6 protein-coding genes are annotated in these 18132 nt (G+C 72.2%); 5 read left to right on the top strand and 1 reads right to left on the bottom strand.

From position 1 onward, the window contains the following. Positions 1–154: 154 nt before the first annotated feature. Positions 155–7252 carry a ricin-type beta-trefoil lectin domain protein gene (locus IE248_RS09035; protein ID WP_190030353.1) on the top strand — a complete coding sequence of 2366 codons (7098 nt, stop codon included), beginning with the start codon at positions 155–157 and terminating at the stop codon, positions 7250–7252. 101 nt (positions 7253–7353) lie between these two features. Then, complete coding sequence (locus tag IE248_RS09040; RefSeq protein WP_190030354.1) at positions 7354–7992, top strand: DUF7919 family protein; 639 nt, start codon at positions 7354–7356, stop codon at positions 7990–7992. Positions 7993–8647: 655 nt separating this feature from the next. On the opposite strand, the gene lanKC is transcribed toward IE248_RS09040, so the two are convergent. Then, positions 8648–11269: a class III lanthionine synthetase LanKC gene (gene lanKC / locus IE248_RS09045; RefSeq protein WP_190030355.1), complete on the bottom strand. Its 2622-nt coding sequence runs from the start codon at positions 11267–11269 to the stop codon at positions 8648–8650. A gap of 136 nt (positions 11270–11405) precedes the next feature. On the opposite strand from lanKC, the gene IE248_RS09050 reads away from it, so the two are divergent. The 3 genes from IE248_RS09050 (at position 11406) to IE248_RS09060 (ending at position 17977) form a co-directional block, all read left to right on the top strand. Then, positions 11406–14504 carry a type 2 lanthipeptide synthetase LanM family protein gene (locus tag IE248_RS09050; protein WP_434093863.1) on the top strand — a complete coding sequence of 1033 codons (3099 nt, stop codon included), beginning with the start codon at positions 11406–11408 and terminating at the stop codon, positions 14502–14504. A gap of 181 nt (positions 14505–14685) precedes the next feature. Beyond that, positions 14686–14892, top strand: coding sequence for a hypothetical protein (locus tag IE248_RS09055; protein WP_190030356.1), 207 nt, complete (start codon positions 14686–14688; stop codon positions 14890–14892). A 121-nt stretch (positions 14893–15013) separates the two neighbouring features. Continuing rightward, positions 15014–17977 (top strand): helix-turn-helix transcriptional regulator, encoded by a 2964-nt coding sequence (locus tag IE248_RS09060; protein WP_190030357.1) that lies wholly within the window; start codon positions 15014–15016, stop codon positions 17975–17977. The last annotated feature ends 155 nt before the right edge of the window (positions 17978–18132 follow it).

Here is an 18132-nt window from a genome sequence, read left to right on the forward strand (position 1 = left end):
TTGATCTTTCGGGCCTGGGGGGCTCTGCGTGTTCTCATCGTTGTCGTGGTCCGGGAGGGGCTCCTTGCCCCGGACCACGAGTGGCCGGCGTCGTGCACGCCGGAACCGGCTGGCCGTCGGTACGGCCACGGCCGCCGCACTACTGGTCACCCTGGTGCCCAGTCAGGCTTTCGCCGCACCGCCGTCCGGCTCCCGGGCCGGTGTCGACCTGATCGACCTCCAAAAGGAGCCCGTCGCGCGGGACGCCGGAACCGGCGCCCTGGACGAGCTCACCGGCGAGGCGACCCAGCCGGTCGACGCCTACGTTCCGGAGAAGATCGACGCGCCGGCGGGCGGCCAGGGCACGGCGCCGCTCACCACACCGGCCGCCGGTCAGCTCGTGAAGGCCGACCAGCTACCGGTGCTCATCGGCCCGCCCAAGGACGCCACCGCGGCCGAGGCCGCCGCGCTCGCAGGTAACTGGCAGGTCGCACTCGCCCAGCCCGAGCAGACCGCGGCTGCCGAGGTGGACGGCATGCTGCTCACCGTCACCCCGCCCGCGGGCGCCAGTGGTGAGGTGGAAGTCAGCCTGGACTACAGCGAGTTCAAGGAGCTGTACAGCGCCGACTGGGCGAACCGCCTGCAGTTCGTCCAGTACCCGCGCTGCTTCCTGCAGAGCCCGGACAACGAGGCCTGCAACGAGGCCGTCAGGCTGAACTCGGACAACAACGACGACAGCGACCGGATCAGCACGACCGTCGACGTCGCCAGCCTCACCACGCCGCCCACGGCACCGCAGAGCGCCGCCTCGTTCACGACGGGCGGCTCGATCGTGGACGGCGTGTACCGGACCTCCCGCAAGGCCGAGGCGCTCCGCACCCTGATGCCGGCCGTCGACGGCGGTGCCACTGGCGGCGTGTTCGCCACCGTGGACTCCGGCTCCGGAGCCAAGGGCGACTACACCGCGACCCCGCTGGTCAGTGCCGGCACCTGGTCGGCCGGCAGCAACTCAGGTGCGTTCAACTACACGTACCAGCTGACCGCACCGCCGGCTCCCGCCGGACCGGCCCCGTCCATCGCCTTCCAGTACAACTCGCAGGTCGTCGACGGTCGTACCTCGGCCACCAACAACCAGGCCTCCTGGCTGGGCGACGGCTGGGAGTACAACCCCGGCTCGATCGAGCGCACCTACCGCGGCTGCAGCGACGACACCGCCGGCGGCGCCAACAACGCCTCCCACAAGACAGGCGACCTCTGCTGGGGCTCGTGGAACGCCGTGCTCAGCCTCGGCGGCAGCACCACCGAGCTGGTCCGCGACGACACGTCCGGCCAGTGGGTCACGAAGAACGGTGACGGCTCCAAGATCCAGCTGATCAAGGACAGTGCCAAGCCCAAGGCGAACGGCGACGACGACGACGAGCGCTGGATCGTCACGACGCGGGACGGCACCCAGTACCACTTCGGCCTGAACCGCCTGCCCGGCTGGGCCGACGGCAAGAGCACCACCGACTCCGTCCTCACCGTCCCGGTCTCCGGTAACCAGCCCGGCGAGCCCTGCTACAACAGCGACTTCTCCAAGTCCTTCTGCGACCAGGCATGGCGCTGGAACCTCGACTACGTCGTCGACGTCGACGGCAACGCCATGTCGCTGTGGTGGAAGAAGGAAACGAACTTCTACTCCAAGAACGAGAAGTACACCACCCCGGTCAAGTACGACCGTGGCGGCTACCTGCTCAACATCGACTACGGCCAGCGCTCCGACACCCTCTTCAGCGCGCCTCCCGTGGACCGGGTCAGCTTCGGCGTCGGCGAGCGCTGCCGCGAGGAAGGTGCGCTCAAGTGCACCGACGCGGCGTTCGCCTCGCGCGACTACGAGCGGTACCGGATCTGGTACGACACCCCGGCGCACCTGTACTGCTCCGGTACCGTGGGCAAGCGCTGCCCGGTCCCCTCGCCGACCTTCTGGTCGCGCAAGCAGCTGTCCTCCGTCACCACGCAGGCGCAGCGCACCAAAGGCTCGACGGCGCTCCAGAACGTCGACACCTGGAACCTGACGCAGTCGTTCCCGCGCACGCTGACCGACGGCTCCCCTCCGCTGTGGCTGGAATCCGTCAAGCGGACCGGATACGGCACCGACGGCAAGTCGCTGCCCCTCAACCCGGTCGAGTTCTCGCACAACAACGCCCCGATGCCCAACCGTGTGGTGAAGGGGCCGGACGACCACCGTCCGGCCTTCGACCGCCTGCGTATCCGCCGCGTCATGACGGAGTACGGCGGCGAGATCGACGTCCAGTACTCCACACCCGCCGGCTCCTGCGCCTCGGGCACCGGACAGCCGACTCCCGAGGCCAACAAGGCCCTGTGCTACCCCGTCTTCTGGAGTCCGGACCCGGACCAGGAGACCACCGACTGGTTCAACAAGTACGTCGTCGAATCCGTCGAGGAGCGCCCCCGCATCGACGGGGTGCCCGACCTCGTCACCGACTACGTGTACGTCGGAGACGCGGCTTGGGCGAAGAACGACACCGAGTTCTCCAAGCGCAAGACCCGCACCTACGACCAGTGGCACGGCTACGCCCAGGTCGACGTGTTCAAGGGACGGCCGGACGCGACCGACGGATCGGTGCAGAGCAAGTCCTCGTCCCGCTTCTTCCGCGGTATGCCGGGGCAGACCGTCCTGGACTCCAAGGGCGCCACGATCGCAGCCGACCACCCCGCCTTCCAGGGCATGACGGCCGAGTCGATCAGCTATACGCAGGCGGTCGGAGGTGAGGTCTCCTCCCGCTCGATCAGCTACCCGAAGGCGATCCCACTCGCCAGCCGGGCGCGCGGTGACGGCCTCGACGCGCTGACGGCCTACCGCGTCGAGAACGGCAAGAGCACGACGATCACCCCGTCGAGCGGAACCGGCGACGACAAGCGCACCTCGCGCACAGCCACCATCACCACCGAGTACGACAGCGTCTACGGCCTTCCGGAGAAGGTCGAGTCGCAGGGCGACACCGGCGTCACCGGCGATGAGACCTGCACCGTCTCCGAGTACCTGCACAACACGGCCGCCCACCTGATCGGCCTGGTCAAGCAGGTCCGCACCACCGTCGGCAGCTGCGCGCAGGCGGCCACGGCCTCCGTGGTCACCGCGAGCCGCACCGCCTACGACGGCGGGGCGTACGGCGCCGCGCCGACGCGCGGCCTGGCCACCACCGAGTGGTCCAACGACGCAGCGGGTACCGGCTGGATCCGCAGCTCGGTCCTCACGCACGACTCCTACGGTCGGGTCAGGTCCGTCGAGGACGCGGCCGGACGGACCGCCACCAGCAGTTACGACCCGCCCACCGGCCAGGTCTACGCGACCACGTCCACCAACGCCGCGGGCAAGACCTCGACCGGCACCGTCGACCCCGGCCGCTCCACCGGCCTGACCGTCAAGGACGTCAACGGCAAGGTCACCGCCTACGCCTACGACGCCCTCGGCCGGGCCACGGGCATGTGGGCGCCCAGCCAGAACCCGGCGACCGACCCGCCGGCGAAGTCCTTCTCCTACTACACCAAGGTGGGCAAGCCGGTCTCCGTCACCACCTCGGTACTCCGGGACGACGACACCAGGGCCGAGAGCACCACGTTCTACGACGGCCTCGGCCGCGTGCGGCAGTCCCGTAAGAACGCCGTCGGCGGCGGCTGGATGGTCTCCGACACCTACTACAACGAAGCGGGCCAGATCCGCCGGACCGACAACGGTTACCTCGCCGAGAAGGTGCCGGCGGACGAGCTCTTCGAGAAGAAGAGCGACTTCCAGGTCCCCAACTCGACGGTCACCACCTACGACGGCCAGGGCCAGCCGCTCACCGTCACCCCGCTGTACGCGGGCGTCGCGCAGACCGCGCGCAAGACCACGTACGCCTACGGCTGGGACTACACCACGGTGACCCCGCCGACGGGTGCGGCCAAGACCCGTACCTGGACCGACGCGCTCGGCCGCGCCGTACGGGTCGACCACTACAACTCCACGGCGCCGGGCGGGCTCACCTCCACCCGGTACGGCTTCGACGTGCGCGGCAACCGCGTGTCGGCGAAGGACGCCAAGAACAACGAGTGGTCGTGGAAGTTCGACGCCCGTGGACGCCAGATCGAGGCGACGGACCCGGACACCGGGACCCGCTCCCAGACGTACGACGATCTGGACCAGCCCGTCCTGAGCACGAATTCCCGCGGCATCAAGGTCTGGACGGGCTACGACGTCCTCGGCCGGGTGACCGGGCAGCGTCTGAACGACGCGAACGGCGAGCAGCTGACGGCATTCGGCTACGACGCTGTCGTGGGTGCCGTCGGGCAGCCGTCCTCCGCGACCCGGTACACGGGCGGAGCGGCCTACACCTCGACGATCACCGGCTACGACGCCGAGTACCGGCCGACCGGCAAGTCCATCACCGTCCCGGACACGGCCGCCACCAAGGGCGTCGCCGGTACGTACAACTACGGGTACACCTACACCCGCAGCGGTCTGCGCAAGACGACCACCGTCCCGGCGGTGGGCAGCCTGCCGCAGGAGAAGGTGGTCACCCGGTACAACCAGGAGGGCTTGCCGGTATCCACGTCCGGCACCGACTGGTACACCGCCGACACCACCTACAGCCCGTACGGCGAGGTGCTGCGCGCGGTCACCGGTGAGCAGCCGTACCGCGTCTGGACGACGAACGTCTTCGACGAGGGCAGCGGCTGGGCCACCCAGATGGTCACCGACCGCGAGACGGCTGATGCGCACCGGGTCAACGAGCGGGCCTTCCGCTACGACAACGCCGGCAACATCACGCTGACGGCGGACAAGTACCCGTCCTCCGACGCGGCCAACGCCACGGTCACGACCGACCGACAGTGCTTCATCTACGACGGCCTCGGCCAGCTGACCGAGGCCTGGACCTCGCCCCACACCGAGTGCAAGGCCCCGGGCCAGACGACCCGGCAGCCGGTGTACAAGGACGCGACCGGCGCGGTGGTGGCGACCAACGTCACCGACGCGAACGAGGGCTACTGGCACTCGTACTCGTACGACGTGATCGGCAACCGCACCAAGCTCGTCGAGCACGATGCCACGCCGACGGTCACAGCAGGACAGGTCGACACCGCCGGGGACACCACGAAGTCGTACTCGTACGGAATCGACCCCAGCGGGTCGGGAGTCCCCAAGCAGCCGCACACGCTGACCGGACTCTCCACGGACACCCCGACCGTCGACACGACGGCCTCGATGGGCTATGACTCCGCCGGCAACACGACCACCCGCACCTACGGTGGAGAGGGCGCCCAGACCCTCACCTGGACCTGGGACGGCAAGCCCGAGAAGGTCACGGGTACCGGCAAGGACGGTTTCACCCAGGTCAACGGCCTGGCGGGCAAGTGCCTGGACCTGAGCAACGGCGATCCCACCACCGGCTCGCCCATCCAGCTCTTCCAGTGCAACGGCACCAAGGCGCAGCAGTTCAGGCTCGACGGTGACGGCACCGCCCCGGGTGGCAAGACCGGCGCGCTGAAGGTCCGTGACAACTGTGTGATGCCGACGGGCGGCGGCACCGGATCGGGTACGACGATCACCGTCGCGCCCTGCACCGGAGCGGCCAACCAGAAGTGGACGACCGCTGCGAACGACGGCCTCAAGCACGTCGCCTCCGGCCTGTGCATGGACGTGCCCGGCGGCAACGAGGCCAACAGCACCGACGTCATCCTCTACAACTGCAACGGCGGAGCCAACCAGTCCTGGAAGTTCGAGGACACCACCTCGTACGTCTACGACGCGGACGGCAGCCGCCTGATCGCGAGCACGGCCGGTACGAACACGCTGTACCTGCCCGAGTCGGAGTACCGCACCAGCACCACGGGCATGCTCGTGTACTGCCAGCGGTACTACAGCCAGGCGGGCGCTCCGACCGTGGTGCGCAACTCCGAGCTGAACTGGGGAGCGTCGAGCCTCACGGCCATCATCTCCGACCAGCACGGCACCCCCGTGGCGGGCGTGGACCTGGGATCCGGCCAGAACGTGCAGCGGATGCGAACGGAGCCGTTCGGAACCGAGCGAAGCAGCTCGGCCGCGTTCCGCTCGCACCGCGGGTACGTGGGCGGCGGCGACGACAACAGCACGGGACTCACCCACCTGGGCGCCCGCCTGTACGACTCCACCACGGGCCGCTTCGTCTCGGCCGACCCGGTCATCGATCTCGGCGACCCGCTGCAGATGAACGGGTACGCGTACTCCGCCAACAACCCGGTGACGCTCAGCGACCCCTCGGGCCTGATGCCCAACCCGAAGGGCGGCTGCCCGGTCTGCTTCAACCCGCCGTCCACCACCACACCCGCGCCGACCCCGCCGCCGAGCACGTCGAGCACGACCACCCAGACCGTGTCGGTCACGGTGACCAAGACGGTCACGGTGAGGAAGCCGCCCAAGGACTGCAACTGGTGGTGCAAGACCAAGGGATGGCTCCGCGAGCACAAGGAGGTCGTGAGCTTCGTCGTCGAAATCACCGTCAGCGGTGCGTGCTTCGGCGCGGCGATCGCCGGTGCTGTCGAGACGGCGGGTGCAACCCTGGTCGCCGCGGCGGGCTGCGGCGCCTTGGGCGCGGCGGCCGGTGCCTCAGTGAACAACGCGCTGACACCGGAGGCGGACCACAGCACGCTCGGCATCCTCAAGGACCAGGCCAAGGCCCTGGCCCCCGGCGCGGCAAGCGGCGTGGTGGGCCTAGGCGTCGGCAAGGTCCTGGAGCGGGGCGCCGGCGCGATCGCCAGCAAACTGCTGTCGACCAAGCCGGCTGCGAGCGGCGCCGGATCCGCGGCTTCCGGCAAGGCGGCCGGGGGGACGCCCGCGAGGGCGAGCACTCTCGCCGACGATGGTTCTGCCACCTCGGGCGGTGCGACGCGTACTAATGCGGCATATCGCGGGGACAACGAAACGGTGTTCCACGGGCATGGCAGCTACACCGAAGCGAACGGCACCGTCACCGTCCCCAAGGGGACCTCGATTGCCTTCTACGGTCCCCATGGCAAGACCATCACCCGGCAAATGGGCATGCTGGTTTCAGGTCCTGGTGGGCCCGCTAGGCAACCGCTCGAAGTCTTCGATGAAGGTGCTGTGATTCCGAATTACACCCTGGCCCCTCTCGGGCCCGGATTTACCTTCCGTGACGGTGCCACGGTGGTGGAGCAGCGCACACTGCTGAGCGATCTGCTCAAGGAAGGAATGGGACGTACTCACTGGGCCGCGTGCCGGAGCTGCCGCCGGTAGAATGTCTGTTCTGAACTGACCGCTGTACGTTGCCGGGGCGGCTCGCCTGCTCAAGGCGGGCCGCCCCGGCCGTCTTCTAGCTCTTCGACCATCGAGGCCCTATGGAATATGTGGACCTGTCTCGCTATGTGTACTCGACCTCGCTCGTGCCCATGCAGAATTTGGGATGGCTGGGCACTTCCGCGGGAATCCAGGGAGGTTCTGAGCCCCCGGTGACTCCAGTAGAGGCGAAGGCGCTCGAGCGCGCATCGAAGTGGCTCTCCGCTGTGACCCTAGGTGTGCATGAATGTGAGTTCTGTCCGCCTGGCCGCACTCATTCCGGCAATGGAGAGTTTCATTATTACAGTGCCGGCGGCGACACGTATGCTGCCCCTGCGCTGATCAACCACTACGTGAGGGATCACGGATATCGACCTCCCCTGATCTTCCGTGCGGCCGCACTCTCTGAATGTCCTTTGGTGTGGGATCGGCGTGCAGATTTTCTTGCGGCAGCATTGGCGGACGACACAGTTGATTTCGAACTCAGGTGTGAAGCGGTCGTCGATATTGCCTACTGGGCTGACAGGCGTTCCCTTGAAATGCTCGAGCGGGCCGCCTGCGACGCGGAAATTTCTGATATCGCGGGTAGGGAAATCGGGATCTCTCTGAGGCGTGTTCTGCAGGGTATGCCAGGAAGCATGCTGTCCATCTCTCTGGACCGGCTTGCGCCTGATGTGCGAGCCGGGCTGGTAGACGAGTAGGGCGGGGATGGCCGTCTGGTAGCCGGTCAGGCGCCTGCCCACGACTCATGACGCAGGTACGGACCGGGAGGACAAGGGAACGCGGACGGGCGGGGCTGTAGCGCAGAGGTCGACGCGCGCGGTTGCGGTTCTCGTGCTCGACGGAGTCACCGAAGCAGCCGACGCCCGTCAAAGCACCCGGGCCACCAAGGGAGACTGCTGCAGGGGAACACGCATCGCCTCCATCCGCCCTAGGCGCGCGGGTTGATCCGACCATGCTGTAGGCCGACGGCGGGCACGTGCTGACTGCGGCGCAGATCGCCCGGATTGGGGGGAGTTCAAATCCAGCCGCCGTGTGACCAAAATGCCGATGGCGTCCGACCCGGGGGTAGTCCAGGTCAGACGCCACTTTGCTGCCGTTACGGCGAAGGGAGCATGGCAGATCTCCGTCACGGTGAGAGACCCATGGGGGTACCCGCTTGTTACATCGGCTCCGGGAAGATGTCGCTGATGCTCCAGGCGACGCTGAAGCAGGGGAAATAGGTCTCCGGCTCGGTGTCCAGTGCCTGGAGCGCGAGGATCTGGCTCATGGCTGCCCTCCACTTTCTTCTCGGGGTGGTGTCGGTCGGTCACTGCGTACCTGGGCACGGGGCTGATCGCCGCCGTGACCAGGCGTTTACGGGACGCCCGCCCGGCGCCGCCGGGCGGCGGCCGGGATCCGGAGACCCGCGTCGTGGGGCTCCGTCAGGAGCGGGCCGGCCAGCAGGCGGTGCAGGGCCAGCAGGACGCCGGCCCCGCCACTGGACAGGTCGGCGGTGAAGCGCTGGGAACCCGCTCCGAGGAAGCGGACACCGCGCCGGTACGGGACGGCGTACTTCAGCAGGCCGGTCGCGGCGCGCACGGCGTCCTCGCGGGCGGCGTCCGTGCCGGTGAGCTCGGCGTGCCCGGTCAGGAACCAGCTCAGTCCCGCCAGCCCCCGGTACAGGCCCGCCTCCTTCGTGGCGCGGGAGACCCGGATGCCGGCGACCAGCCTCGGCAGCGCCGCGGCGCAGCGCTCGTCCGGCGCGGTGGCCACGTAGCGGGTGAGCACCGCCGCGAGACCGGCCGCGCCCGTGGCGAGGTACGGCATGGCGCGGGTGAACCGCGCGTCGTCGGAGAGGGACAGGGCGCCGTCGTCCAGCGGGAAGGTCCGGTCCAGCTCCTGGTGGAGCAGCAGACGGCCCCCCTCCAGACAGCGGGTCTCGCCGGTCTCGCGGGCCAGGCGGTGGAGGAAGAGGGCGACCCCCGAGCGGCCGTGCAGCAGGCCGCGGGCGTCGTGGTCGCCGAGGGCGGCCGGCCGGCCGGGGGCGCGCAGCAGGTGCTCCCCGGCCGCGGCGGCCCGCTCCAGATGGCCGCTCTCCCCGGTCAGCCGGTGCAGGGCCAGCCAGGCCAGGCCGACCCCGGCCCGGCCGCCGGCCAGCGTGTCGCAGGAGGCGGTGAGCGGGTGCTCGTCGGCGTCCCGGAGCAGGTCGACGGCCTCCTCCAGCCGGCCGAGGCCGGCCAGCACCCGGGCGATGCCGGCCGAGCCGACGAGCAGCCCGGGGGGCAGCGAGCCGCGCTGCGCCAGCGCGTCGCGGCGCAGCCGTTCGAGGATCTCCTCAGGTACCCGGGCCCCGGCGCTGTGCAGGGCGTGCACCACCCCGGCCGTGCCGTACGCCAGGCACACGTTGTTGGTACGGAACGCCTCGGGCGACGGCGGGAAGGCCCACTCCGGCCGGTCGGCGTCGGCCGTCTCCAGCAGCCCCCCGGCCACCTCCTCGGCCAGCCGGGTGAGGCAGCCGCGCGGATCGGCGTCCAGCTCGGCGGGGGAGGGCAGCCGGCCGGGACCGTCCTGGTCCCGCGCCTGGTCCTGCGTCGGATGGAAGGCGGTCGCCCGCTGCCACAGGTCCTGCGGCGGAGCCAGGTCCGCCAGGTCGCGGCGCAGCAGTGCGAGGTTGGCGGGCGCGTGCTCGGCGATCTCGTTGAACGGCGCCAGGAAGGAGAGCGCGAGCGCCGACATGCCGTACCGGTCCCGCAGCAGCGGATCGGTGTCGGTCCGGAGCAGGCCCGGCGGCGGAGTGAACCCCGGGGTGCCCATCCCGGAGGGGGCGGCGTCCAGCGCCGAGGCCGCCTCGAAGTCCACCAGCCGGACCCCGCCCGACGGCGTGACCACCACATTGCCCAGGCTGAGGTCACCGAACCGGTAGCCGGCGGCGTGCAGCCGCTCAAGCGAGGCGTCCAGCTCGGCCAGCAGGCGCCGGCACGCCTCGTAGTACGCCTCGACGGACTCGGCCGTACGGTCGGCGTGGGCCAGCGGGGAGGACCGGCTCAGCCAGCCCACCAAAGGCTGCCCCGCGACGTACTCGGTGACGAGGAACTCGTGCTCCCACTCCGTGAAGTGGTCCAGTGGCTCCGGGCCCACCCCGGGCGCGGCCGCGTGCAGTTCGCGCAGCACGCGGTGCTCGTGCCGCAGCCGCTGCTGCGCGTCGGTCCCGTCGAAGACCAGGCCGTTGTGGGCGCGGGCCTCCTTCACGAAGACGGGGCGCCCGGTCCGCCGGTCCCGGGCCTGGTAGGCGCCGCCGGCGTTGCTCAGGCGCACCGCGCGGGTCACCTCGTAGTCGCGGATCAGGATCGGGCCCGCGTGCGGCTGCTCCTCCTGCTCGACGAAGGGGTCGACGATCCCCGCGGGCAGGTGGAAGGCGGGCAGCCGCAGGTCCACGACCTCGCGGCCGGAGCCGTCGCGGACCAGCCCCTCCCGGGTGCCGTCGGCCCGCAGCCGGCCGCGGCCACCGAAGGAGCCGTAGCGGTAGTGGACCGTCCGCGAGTCGCGATAGCGCCGGTCGGAGAGGACGTACGGCCCCTCCTCCCCGTCCAGCGCGTCGCGCAGGCGTTCCAGCAGCCGGCGGGCGGTCGCCGTGTCCGGCGGGTAGACGGCGCAGAACTTGCCCGCCTGGGCCCGCCCGGCGTGCTTGTGATGGAGGAACAGGAAGAAGAGCCGGGCGCTCAGGTGTTTGAACGGCACGCCTTCGGAGAAGCAGATCCCGGCGACCGTGTCGAGCACGTGCTGCGCCCGGTCCAGCCGCGCCGACACGTGGATCTTCCAGCCCTGCTCGGCGAACCCGGTCCGCGGACCGCCCCACACCGTCCAGATGCCCTGGGCGGCGCCGCTCAGGCCCGGCGGCACCTCGCCGGGGGCGAAGCGCGGCCCGGGGTCGGCCACGCTGGGCAGCGGCAGGTAGTACTCCCGGTCCGCGAGCGCTTCGCCGAAGCCTTCGAGCACGGGATCTCCTCGCGGGGTGGTGGTGGGCGGCGACAACGGTCTTCGTGCCAGACGCTAGGAGCGGCAGGTATGGAAACGGTTCGGCGGCGGCATGCGACCGGTCTGGCGGGGTGGAAAACATGGGGGACTCTTCCCCATGCGGGGGAGGCACCCCCCGTACCAGGATCGGGCGTGGCGCAGAGCGGTGGGCCGGGGGCGAGGAGCGGTGATGGTGGCTGGGCAGGGGCGGGCCGGGGGTTCGCTGTCGGCGGTCGAGCGGTGGTGGGCGGCCGGGCTCGTCGGCGACGGCGGGGCTGAAGGGCGCCCGGACTGGGCCGCGTTCGCCGAAGAGGCGTCGGCCGCCGCGCCCGAGGAGGCCGTGGCACCCGAGGGGGACCATCCGGGGCTGAGCGGTTTCGAGTGGGTACTGCGCCCGTTCACGGTCTGCGCGGGGGAGCGGCTGGAGCGGGTTCTGTCGGAGCGGGCCCGCGGGCTCGTGGAGATGACCGCCGTACGGGACGACCTGGAGAGGTACCTCGGCGGCAGGCTGGCACGGACAGCGGCGCGGACCCTGGTGCTGGAGCTGTACGAGGCGCGGAGCGCCGGGCGGCTCGACGGGGAGGACACGCGGGCCCGGTTCCGGGACTTCCTGGGGCGCGTCGCGTCCCGGCGCGGTCTGACGGCCCTGCTGGCCGGCCGGCCAGTGCTGGCGCGGATCCTGGGGCGGGCGGCGCTCGACGCGGCGGACGCCGTCGCGGAGGCACTGGAGCGGCTGGCGGACGACCACGCCCGTCTGACCGCCGGTCTCCTCGCGGAGTCCGGCGGGGACCCGGGGCTGCTCGTGGCCGTCGCGCCGGGGGCCGGCGACGGGCACCGGGGCGGCCGGAGCGTGATGCTGCTGCGCTTCGCCGACGGCACCCGGCTGGTGTACAAGCCGCGTTCCCTCTCCGTGCACCGCCACTTCAACGACCTCGTCGCCTGGTTCAACGAGCTGCCCGACTCCGTGCACCTCCGTACGCTGCGGCTGCTCGACCGGGGCGACTACGGGTGGGTGGAGTTCGTCGGCGCGGCCCCCTGCGCCTCCGCAACGGAGATCGAGACGTTCTACCGCCGCCAGGGCGCGCTGCTGGCGCTGCTGCACCTGATCGACGGGACCGACCTGCACCACGAGAACCTGATCGCCGTCGGCGCCGACCCGGTGCTGATCGACGTGGAGACCCTGTTCCACCCGCCGCTGACGGGCACCGCCACGGAGGACCCCGCCGCCGGAGCGCTCCACGACTCGGTGTACCGCGTCGGATTGCTGCCCCAACTGCTGGTGGGCGACCACAGCGCCCTGGACGTGTCCGCGGTCGGCGGCGGCCGCGAAGCGGTGTCGCCCGTCGTCCGGGCGGACTGGGCCGACGCCGGCACCGACCGGATGCGCCTGGTGCGCAGGGCCGGAAGGTTCGGCGAGTCCGCCAACCGGCCACGCCTCGCCGACGGCGGGCCCATCGAGCCGGCGGCCCACATCGAGGCGCTCTGCGCCGGATTCCGCGCCGGGTACAAGGCGATCGGCGCGGCCAGAGAGGAACTGTTGCACGAGACGGCCCTGTTGAAGGAGTTCGCCGAGGACGAGGTGCGGGTGGTGGTACGTCCCACCTGGGTGTACAGCACGCTGCTCGACGAGTCGACGCACCCCGATCTGCTGAAGGACGCGGGCGAGCGGCAGCGGGTCCTGGAGACCCTGCGGACCGACGTGCTCGGGACGGTCCTCGCGCCCGACCTGGTGGACGAGGAGATCGCCCAGCTCTGGGCGGGGGACGTACCGCTGTTCACCGCCCGTCCGGGCCGGGACCACCTGTGGGGCGCGGCGGAGCGGCCACTGGCCGGCCGCGCGGACCTCTCCGGGATCGCCCGGGTCGCCGCGAGGCTCGCCGCCCTGGACGCGGTCGACCGCCAGGACCAGGAGTGGATCGTACGGGCCGCGATGGCGACGGCCTCCCGCGCTCCCGCGCACCGGCCCGTCGGGGACCGGCGCACCCGTACGGCGGAGCGCGCCCCGGAGCCGGAGCGGCTGCTGTCGGCGGCCCGGTCCGTCGGGGACCGGCTGGTCTCCCTCGCCTACCGCGAAGGCCCGCGCAGCAACTGGATCGGTCTGGAGCTCCTGGACGACCGCTACTGGCGGATCGGCCCGATGCCGGCCGACCTGGCCGGCGGTTACACCGGACCGGCCCTGTTCCTGGCCCAGTTGGCGGCGCTCACCGGGGCCGGACACTACGCGGAGGTGGCCCGTACGGCCCTGGCGCCGGTGCCCGGGCTGCTCGACGCGCTGCGCGCCCGGCCCGCGGACCTCGGTGCGGTGGGCTCGGGGGCCTTCTCCGGCCTCGGCGGCATCGCGTACGCGCTCGCCGAGACGGCACGGCTGCTGGACGATCCGGAGATCGGCTCTTGGGCGTCCGCCGCGCACCGGCTGGCGGGGGCGGCGGCCCTGTCCGAGAGGGAGTACGGGGTGGGCGCGGGCGTCGCGGGCGGGCTCGTCGCACTGCTGGCCGCCCACCGGGCCGGCGGCGGGGACGAGGCGCAGGAGACCTGGCGGGACGCGCGGGCCTGCGCGGACCGGTTGACCGCGGTGGATCCCACGGCCGGCGGCCGGGGCTTCACTACGGGGGCCGCCGGTCTCGGATGGGCCCTGCTGCGGTTCGCCGAGGCCGAGGCCAGCGCAGGGCCCGGGGGCGCGGCGGCCGAGGGCAGCGAGCGGTATCGACTCGCGGGCCTGTCCGCGCTGCGGGCGGCCGTGGACGGGGAGCCGGACGGCGGCCGGGGTCCGGGGGGCCACGGGGGAGCCCCTACGGACGACGGGCCCGCGGACGAGGCCAGGGCCTCGGCCTGGTGCGGGGGGCACGCCGGCATCGCCCTCGCGGTGCTGGACGCGCCGGGCGCCCTGGAGGACCCGTACCTCGCGGCCTGGTCCCGCAGGACCGTCGAAGAGCTGGGCCGGGACAGGCCCGCCGCCGACGACAGCCTCTGCCACGGCGAGGCCGGACTGTGCGAACTCCTGGGCCACACCGCGGTCCCGGAGGCACGCCCGCACTGGATCCGCCGGGCCGGAGCCCTTCTCGCCTCCGTCGAGGAGACCGGTGCCCGCAGCGGCGCTCCGGACGGGGTCCCGCATCCCGGCCTGCTGACCGGGCTGGCGGGGATCGGGCACGGACTCCTCCGGGCCGGGTTCCCGGAGCGCGTGCCCTCCCTGCTCCTCCTTCAGACGTCCTGCTAGGGGACGGTCCGGCACCACCCACGGCCGCCGTCCGAGGCGCTCCCGCACGGAGCCCCCGGCCCCCGACCTCACGACCTCACGACCTCACGACCGCACGACCGCACGACCCGACACACCGAACCACCGGCACCACCGCACGGCTCAGCACGGCCTCCACTCCTGCCCATACGAAGGACGGACCATGACCACGCAGATCAACGACTCGGTGAGATACGTCGACAGCAGCGCCGGCGCGGAGACCGCGGCCCACGACCACCCGGTGGGCGAGGTGACGTTCGGGGCGAGCGGCATGCTGGGGCTGCGCAGCCGACTGCTCCGAACGGCCGACTCCGACGCCGCCGCCACCGTGGACACGCCGTGGACCACCGGATCCCTCACGCTGTTCTGAGGGGGAGGAGGGGCACGTCGCGCCGCGAGGTGACAGGGATGCGCCCCGGACGGATCGGGCGGAGGCCGGGGGGTTCCCCGGCCCTCTGCCGCGCACGAAAAAGATCAAGTAACCTGCGCGCATGCGAGCGACGTCGTCGGTCATCGTGGGGCGGGACGCCGAGATCCGGCTGCTGGACGAGGCACTGGAGAGCGTCACGAGGGGTGCGGGACGGGCGGTGTTCCTCGTCGGCGAGGCGGGGATCGGCAAGTCCCGGCTGGCCGGGGAGTCCACCCTGCGCGCGTACGACCGGGACATGCCGGTGCTGCGCGGCCGAGCCACGTCCACCGGGCTCGTCGTGCCCTTCCGGCCGCTGGTCGAGGCGCTGTCCTCGCGGTTCCGGGCGGCGGGTGCCCCGGACGACCCGGAACTGCAGCCCTACCGGCCCGCGTTGGCCGGCCTCGTGCCGGAATGGCGGGCCGAGGCGGTGGCGCCCGGATACGCGATCTCGCTGGTCGAACTGGCCGAGGCGCTGCTCCGGCTGCTGGCCGTGCTCGGCCGCGAGCGGGGCTGCGTGATCCTGCTGGAGGACCTGCACGACTCCGACACCGAGACGATCGCGGTCGTCGAATACGTCGTCGACAACGTGGCCGAGCTGCCGGTCCTCCTGGTCGGCACGCTCCGGCCCGATCCCGGCCCGGCGCTGGACCTCGCGCTCGCCGCCGAGCTGCGCAACACCGCCTCGCTCAGGGAGCTGGGGCCGCTGGACGAGACCGCCGTACGGGACATGGCGGCCGCCTGTCTGGACGTCGGACCGGGTGAGGTGCCCCCGGCCGCGGGGCGGCACCTGGCGCAGTGGGCGGGCGGGAACCCGTACCTGGTGGAGGTGCTCCTGGCCGACCTGCTGGACACCGGACGGCTGAGCCGGGCCGAGGGCGGGTGGCAGCTCGCGGAGCACGACGAGGCGACGGTGCCGACGGGCGCGGTCCGCAGCTGGGCGCGCCGGCTGGCCCGGCTCGACGAACCGGTGCGGGAACTGCTGCTCGTCGCGGCGACGCTCGGCGGCCGGTTCTCCGTCGGGGCCCTCAGGGCGGTGACCGGACTCGACGACCGGGCGCTGTTCGCCCATCTCCGGACGGCCTCCGAGGTGGGGATCATCGCCCCGGACGGGGCCGCCCACGACCACTACACCTTCCGTCACGCCCTGACGGCGGACGCGCTCAGGGCCTCGCTGCCGCCCGCCGAGCAGGCCGCGCTGGCCCGGCGCGCGGCCTCGGCCATCGAGGAATCCGCCGTCGAACTCTGCGGTGACCAGAAGCAGTTGGTGGCCGCCCTGAGACTGGCGGCGGGCGACAAGGCGGCGGCGTCGCGACAGTTCGCCGAGGTCGGCCGGCAGATGCTGGACGCCGGTGCCTCGGGCTCGGCCGCCATGCTGCTGGAGCGTGCCCGGGGGCTCGCGGCCGACGAGGACCGGGACGAGGTCACGGTGCAGCTGGCGATCGCCCAGGCCGAGTGCGGGCGCCTCGACGAGGCGGCCGCGCTGCTCGACGACCTTCCGCCGGCGCCCGCCGGGTCGCGTGCCGCCGAGGAACGGGCCCAGGCGCACACGCAGGTCGCATGGGTCGCCACCATGGCGGAGCAGCCGGCGCAGGCGCACCGCCGGATCCGGGCGGCCCGCGCCCTGCTCGGGGCCGACCCGCGCCCGGAGCAGGAGGCGGCGCTCGCGGTGGTCGAGGGCCATCTCGCGCTGCTGCCGGAGCAGGACGGCCGGGGCGAGGGGCGCGGTCCGGTGGGCTGGGGCGGAGAGGACGGCCGCGAGCGACTGGAAGAGGCGGAACGTTCCGCCCGGCGCGCCGCGCTCACCGCGGAGCAGCGCGGCCGGCCCGTCGTGGCCTGCCAGGCGTGGCAGCTGCTGGCCATGCTGTCCCGGGAGCGCGGGTTCGACGAGGCCGACGCCTGCCTGGAACGGATGCTGGCGGTCGCCGAGGAGCACCGGCTCGCGGTGTACCGGGCCGAGGCGCTGGTGCGGCTCGGTACCAACGCCTTCATGCGGACCGGTGAGGCGACCCGCCTGGAGACCGCCCGTACGGCGGCTCACGAACTCGGTTCGCTGGCCCTGCTCCAGTCCGTCGACGGGCTGCTCGCCATGCAGAGCGTGCTGGGCGGGCGATGGGAGCGGGCGCGGGGGATCGTCGAGCGGTCGGTGGAGGCCAGCGCCCGCCTCCAGAACCTGTCGACGCACCGCTATCTGCTCCTCGTCGACGCCACGCTCGCCGCCCACCAGGGGCGGGCCCGCGAGCAGGAACGCGCCCTGCTCCGCTTCCGCCGGGCGGGCGGCCAGGAGTCCATGCTCGTGCCCCTGCAGCGCGGACTGTGCCAGGCCGTGGGCGCGCTGATGGGAGAGGACCGGGAGCGGGCGAAGGCCGAGCTCGACGCGGCGCTGGCGTGGGAGCGGGAGCACCCGAGCTTCTTCTACCTCAGCGGCCGCTACGGGCTCGGCCCCCTCTTGCGGATCCTCGACGGCGAGGACGGCGGCCGGGAGGCGCACCGGGAGGCGCTGGCCTCGCCGGGCGGACAGCTGGCCTGGAACCGGATGTTCCTCGGCATGGCGGACGCGGTGCTGCGCGGCCGGGACGGCGACCCGGACGGCGCGCGGCGCGCCGTGGAGCGGGCCGGCCGTGCGGCGGCGGTGTTCCCGCAGGCATGGCACCTCGCCCTGCGGCTGACCGCCGAGGCGGCCCTCGCCGACTCCTGGGGCGAGCCGGTCGCCTGGCTGCGCAGCGCCGAGGAGTACTTCCACGAGGCGGGAGTGTCGCCGGTGGCCGGGGCCTGCCGCGCCGCGCTGCGGCAGGCGGGGGTCAGCGTCCCGCAGCGCCGGGGCGGCCGGGAGCGGATCCCCGCGGGCCTGCGGACCGCGGGCGTCACGCCGCGCGAGTACGAGGTGTTCGTGCTGCTCGCGCAGCGGCCCGGCAACCAGCAGATCGCCCAGAGCCTGTGCATCTCGCCCCGAACGGTGGAGAAGCACATGGCGAGCCTGATGACCAAGACCGGCTCCGCGGACCGCTCGGCGCTGTGCGCCCTGTCCGCGGAGTCCGCGGATTCCTAGGGCCCGTCGTTCGGATCATGCCGGGCTGGCGGGCCGGGATGGGGGACGCTCCCGCCTTTATGGGGGTGCGGTCCCCCATGACGCGGTCACGGACGGCGCGACTCTGCGGGCCCGGCACCGATGTGTGACGGGTACGGGCCGGAGGACCATCGAGG

It is taken from the genome of Streptomyces goshikiensis, assembly GCF_014650555.1.
GTDB classification, from domain to species: Bacteria; Actinomycetota; Actinomycetes; order Streptomycetales; family Streptomycetaceae; genus Streptomyces; species Streptomyces goshikiensis.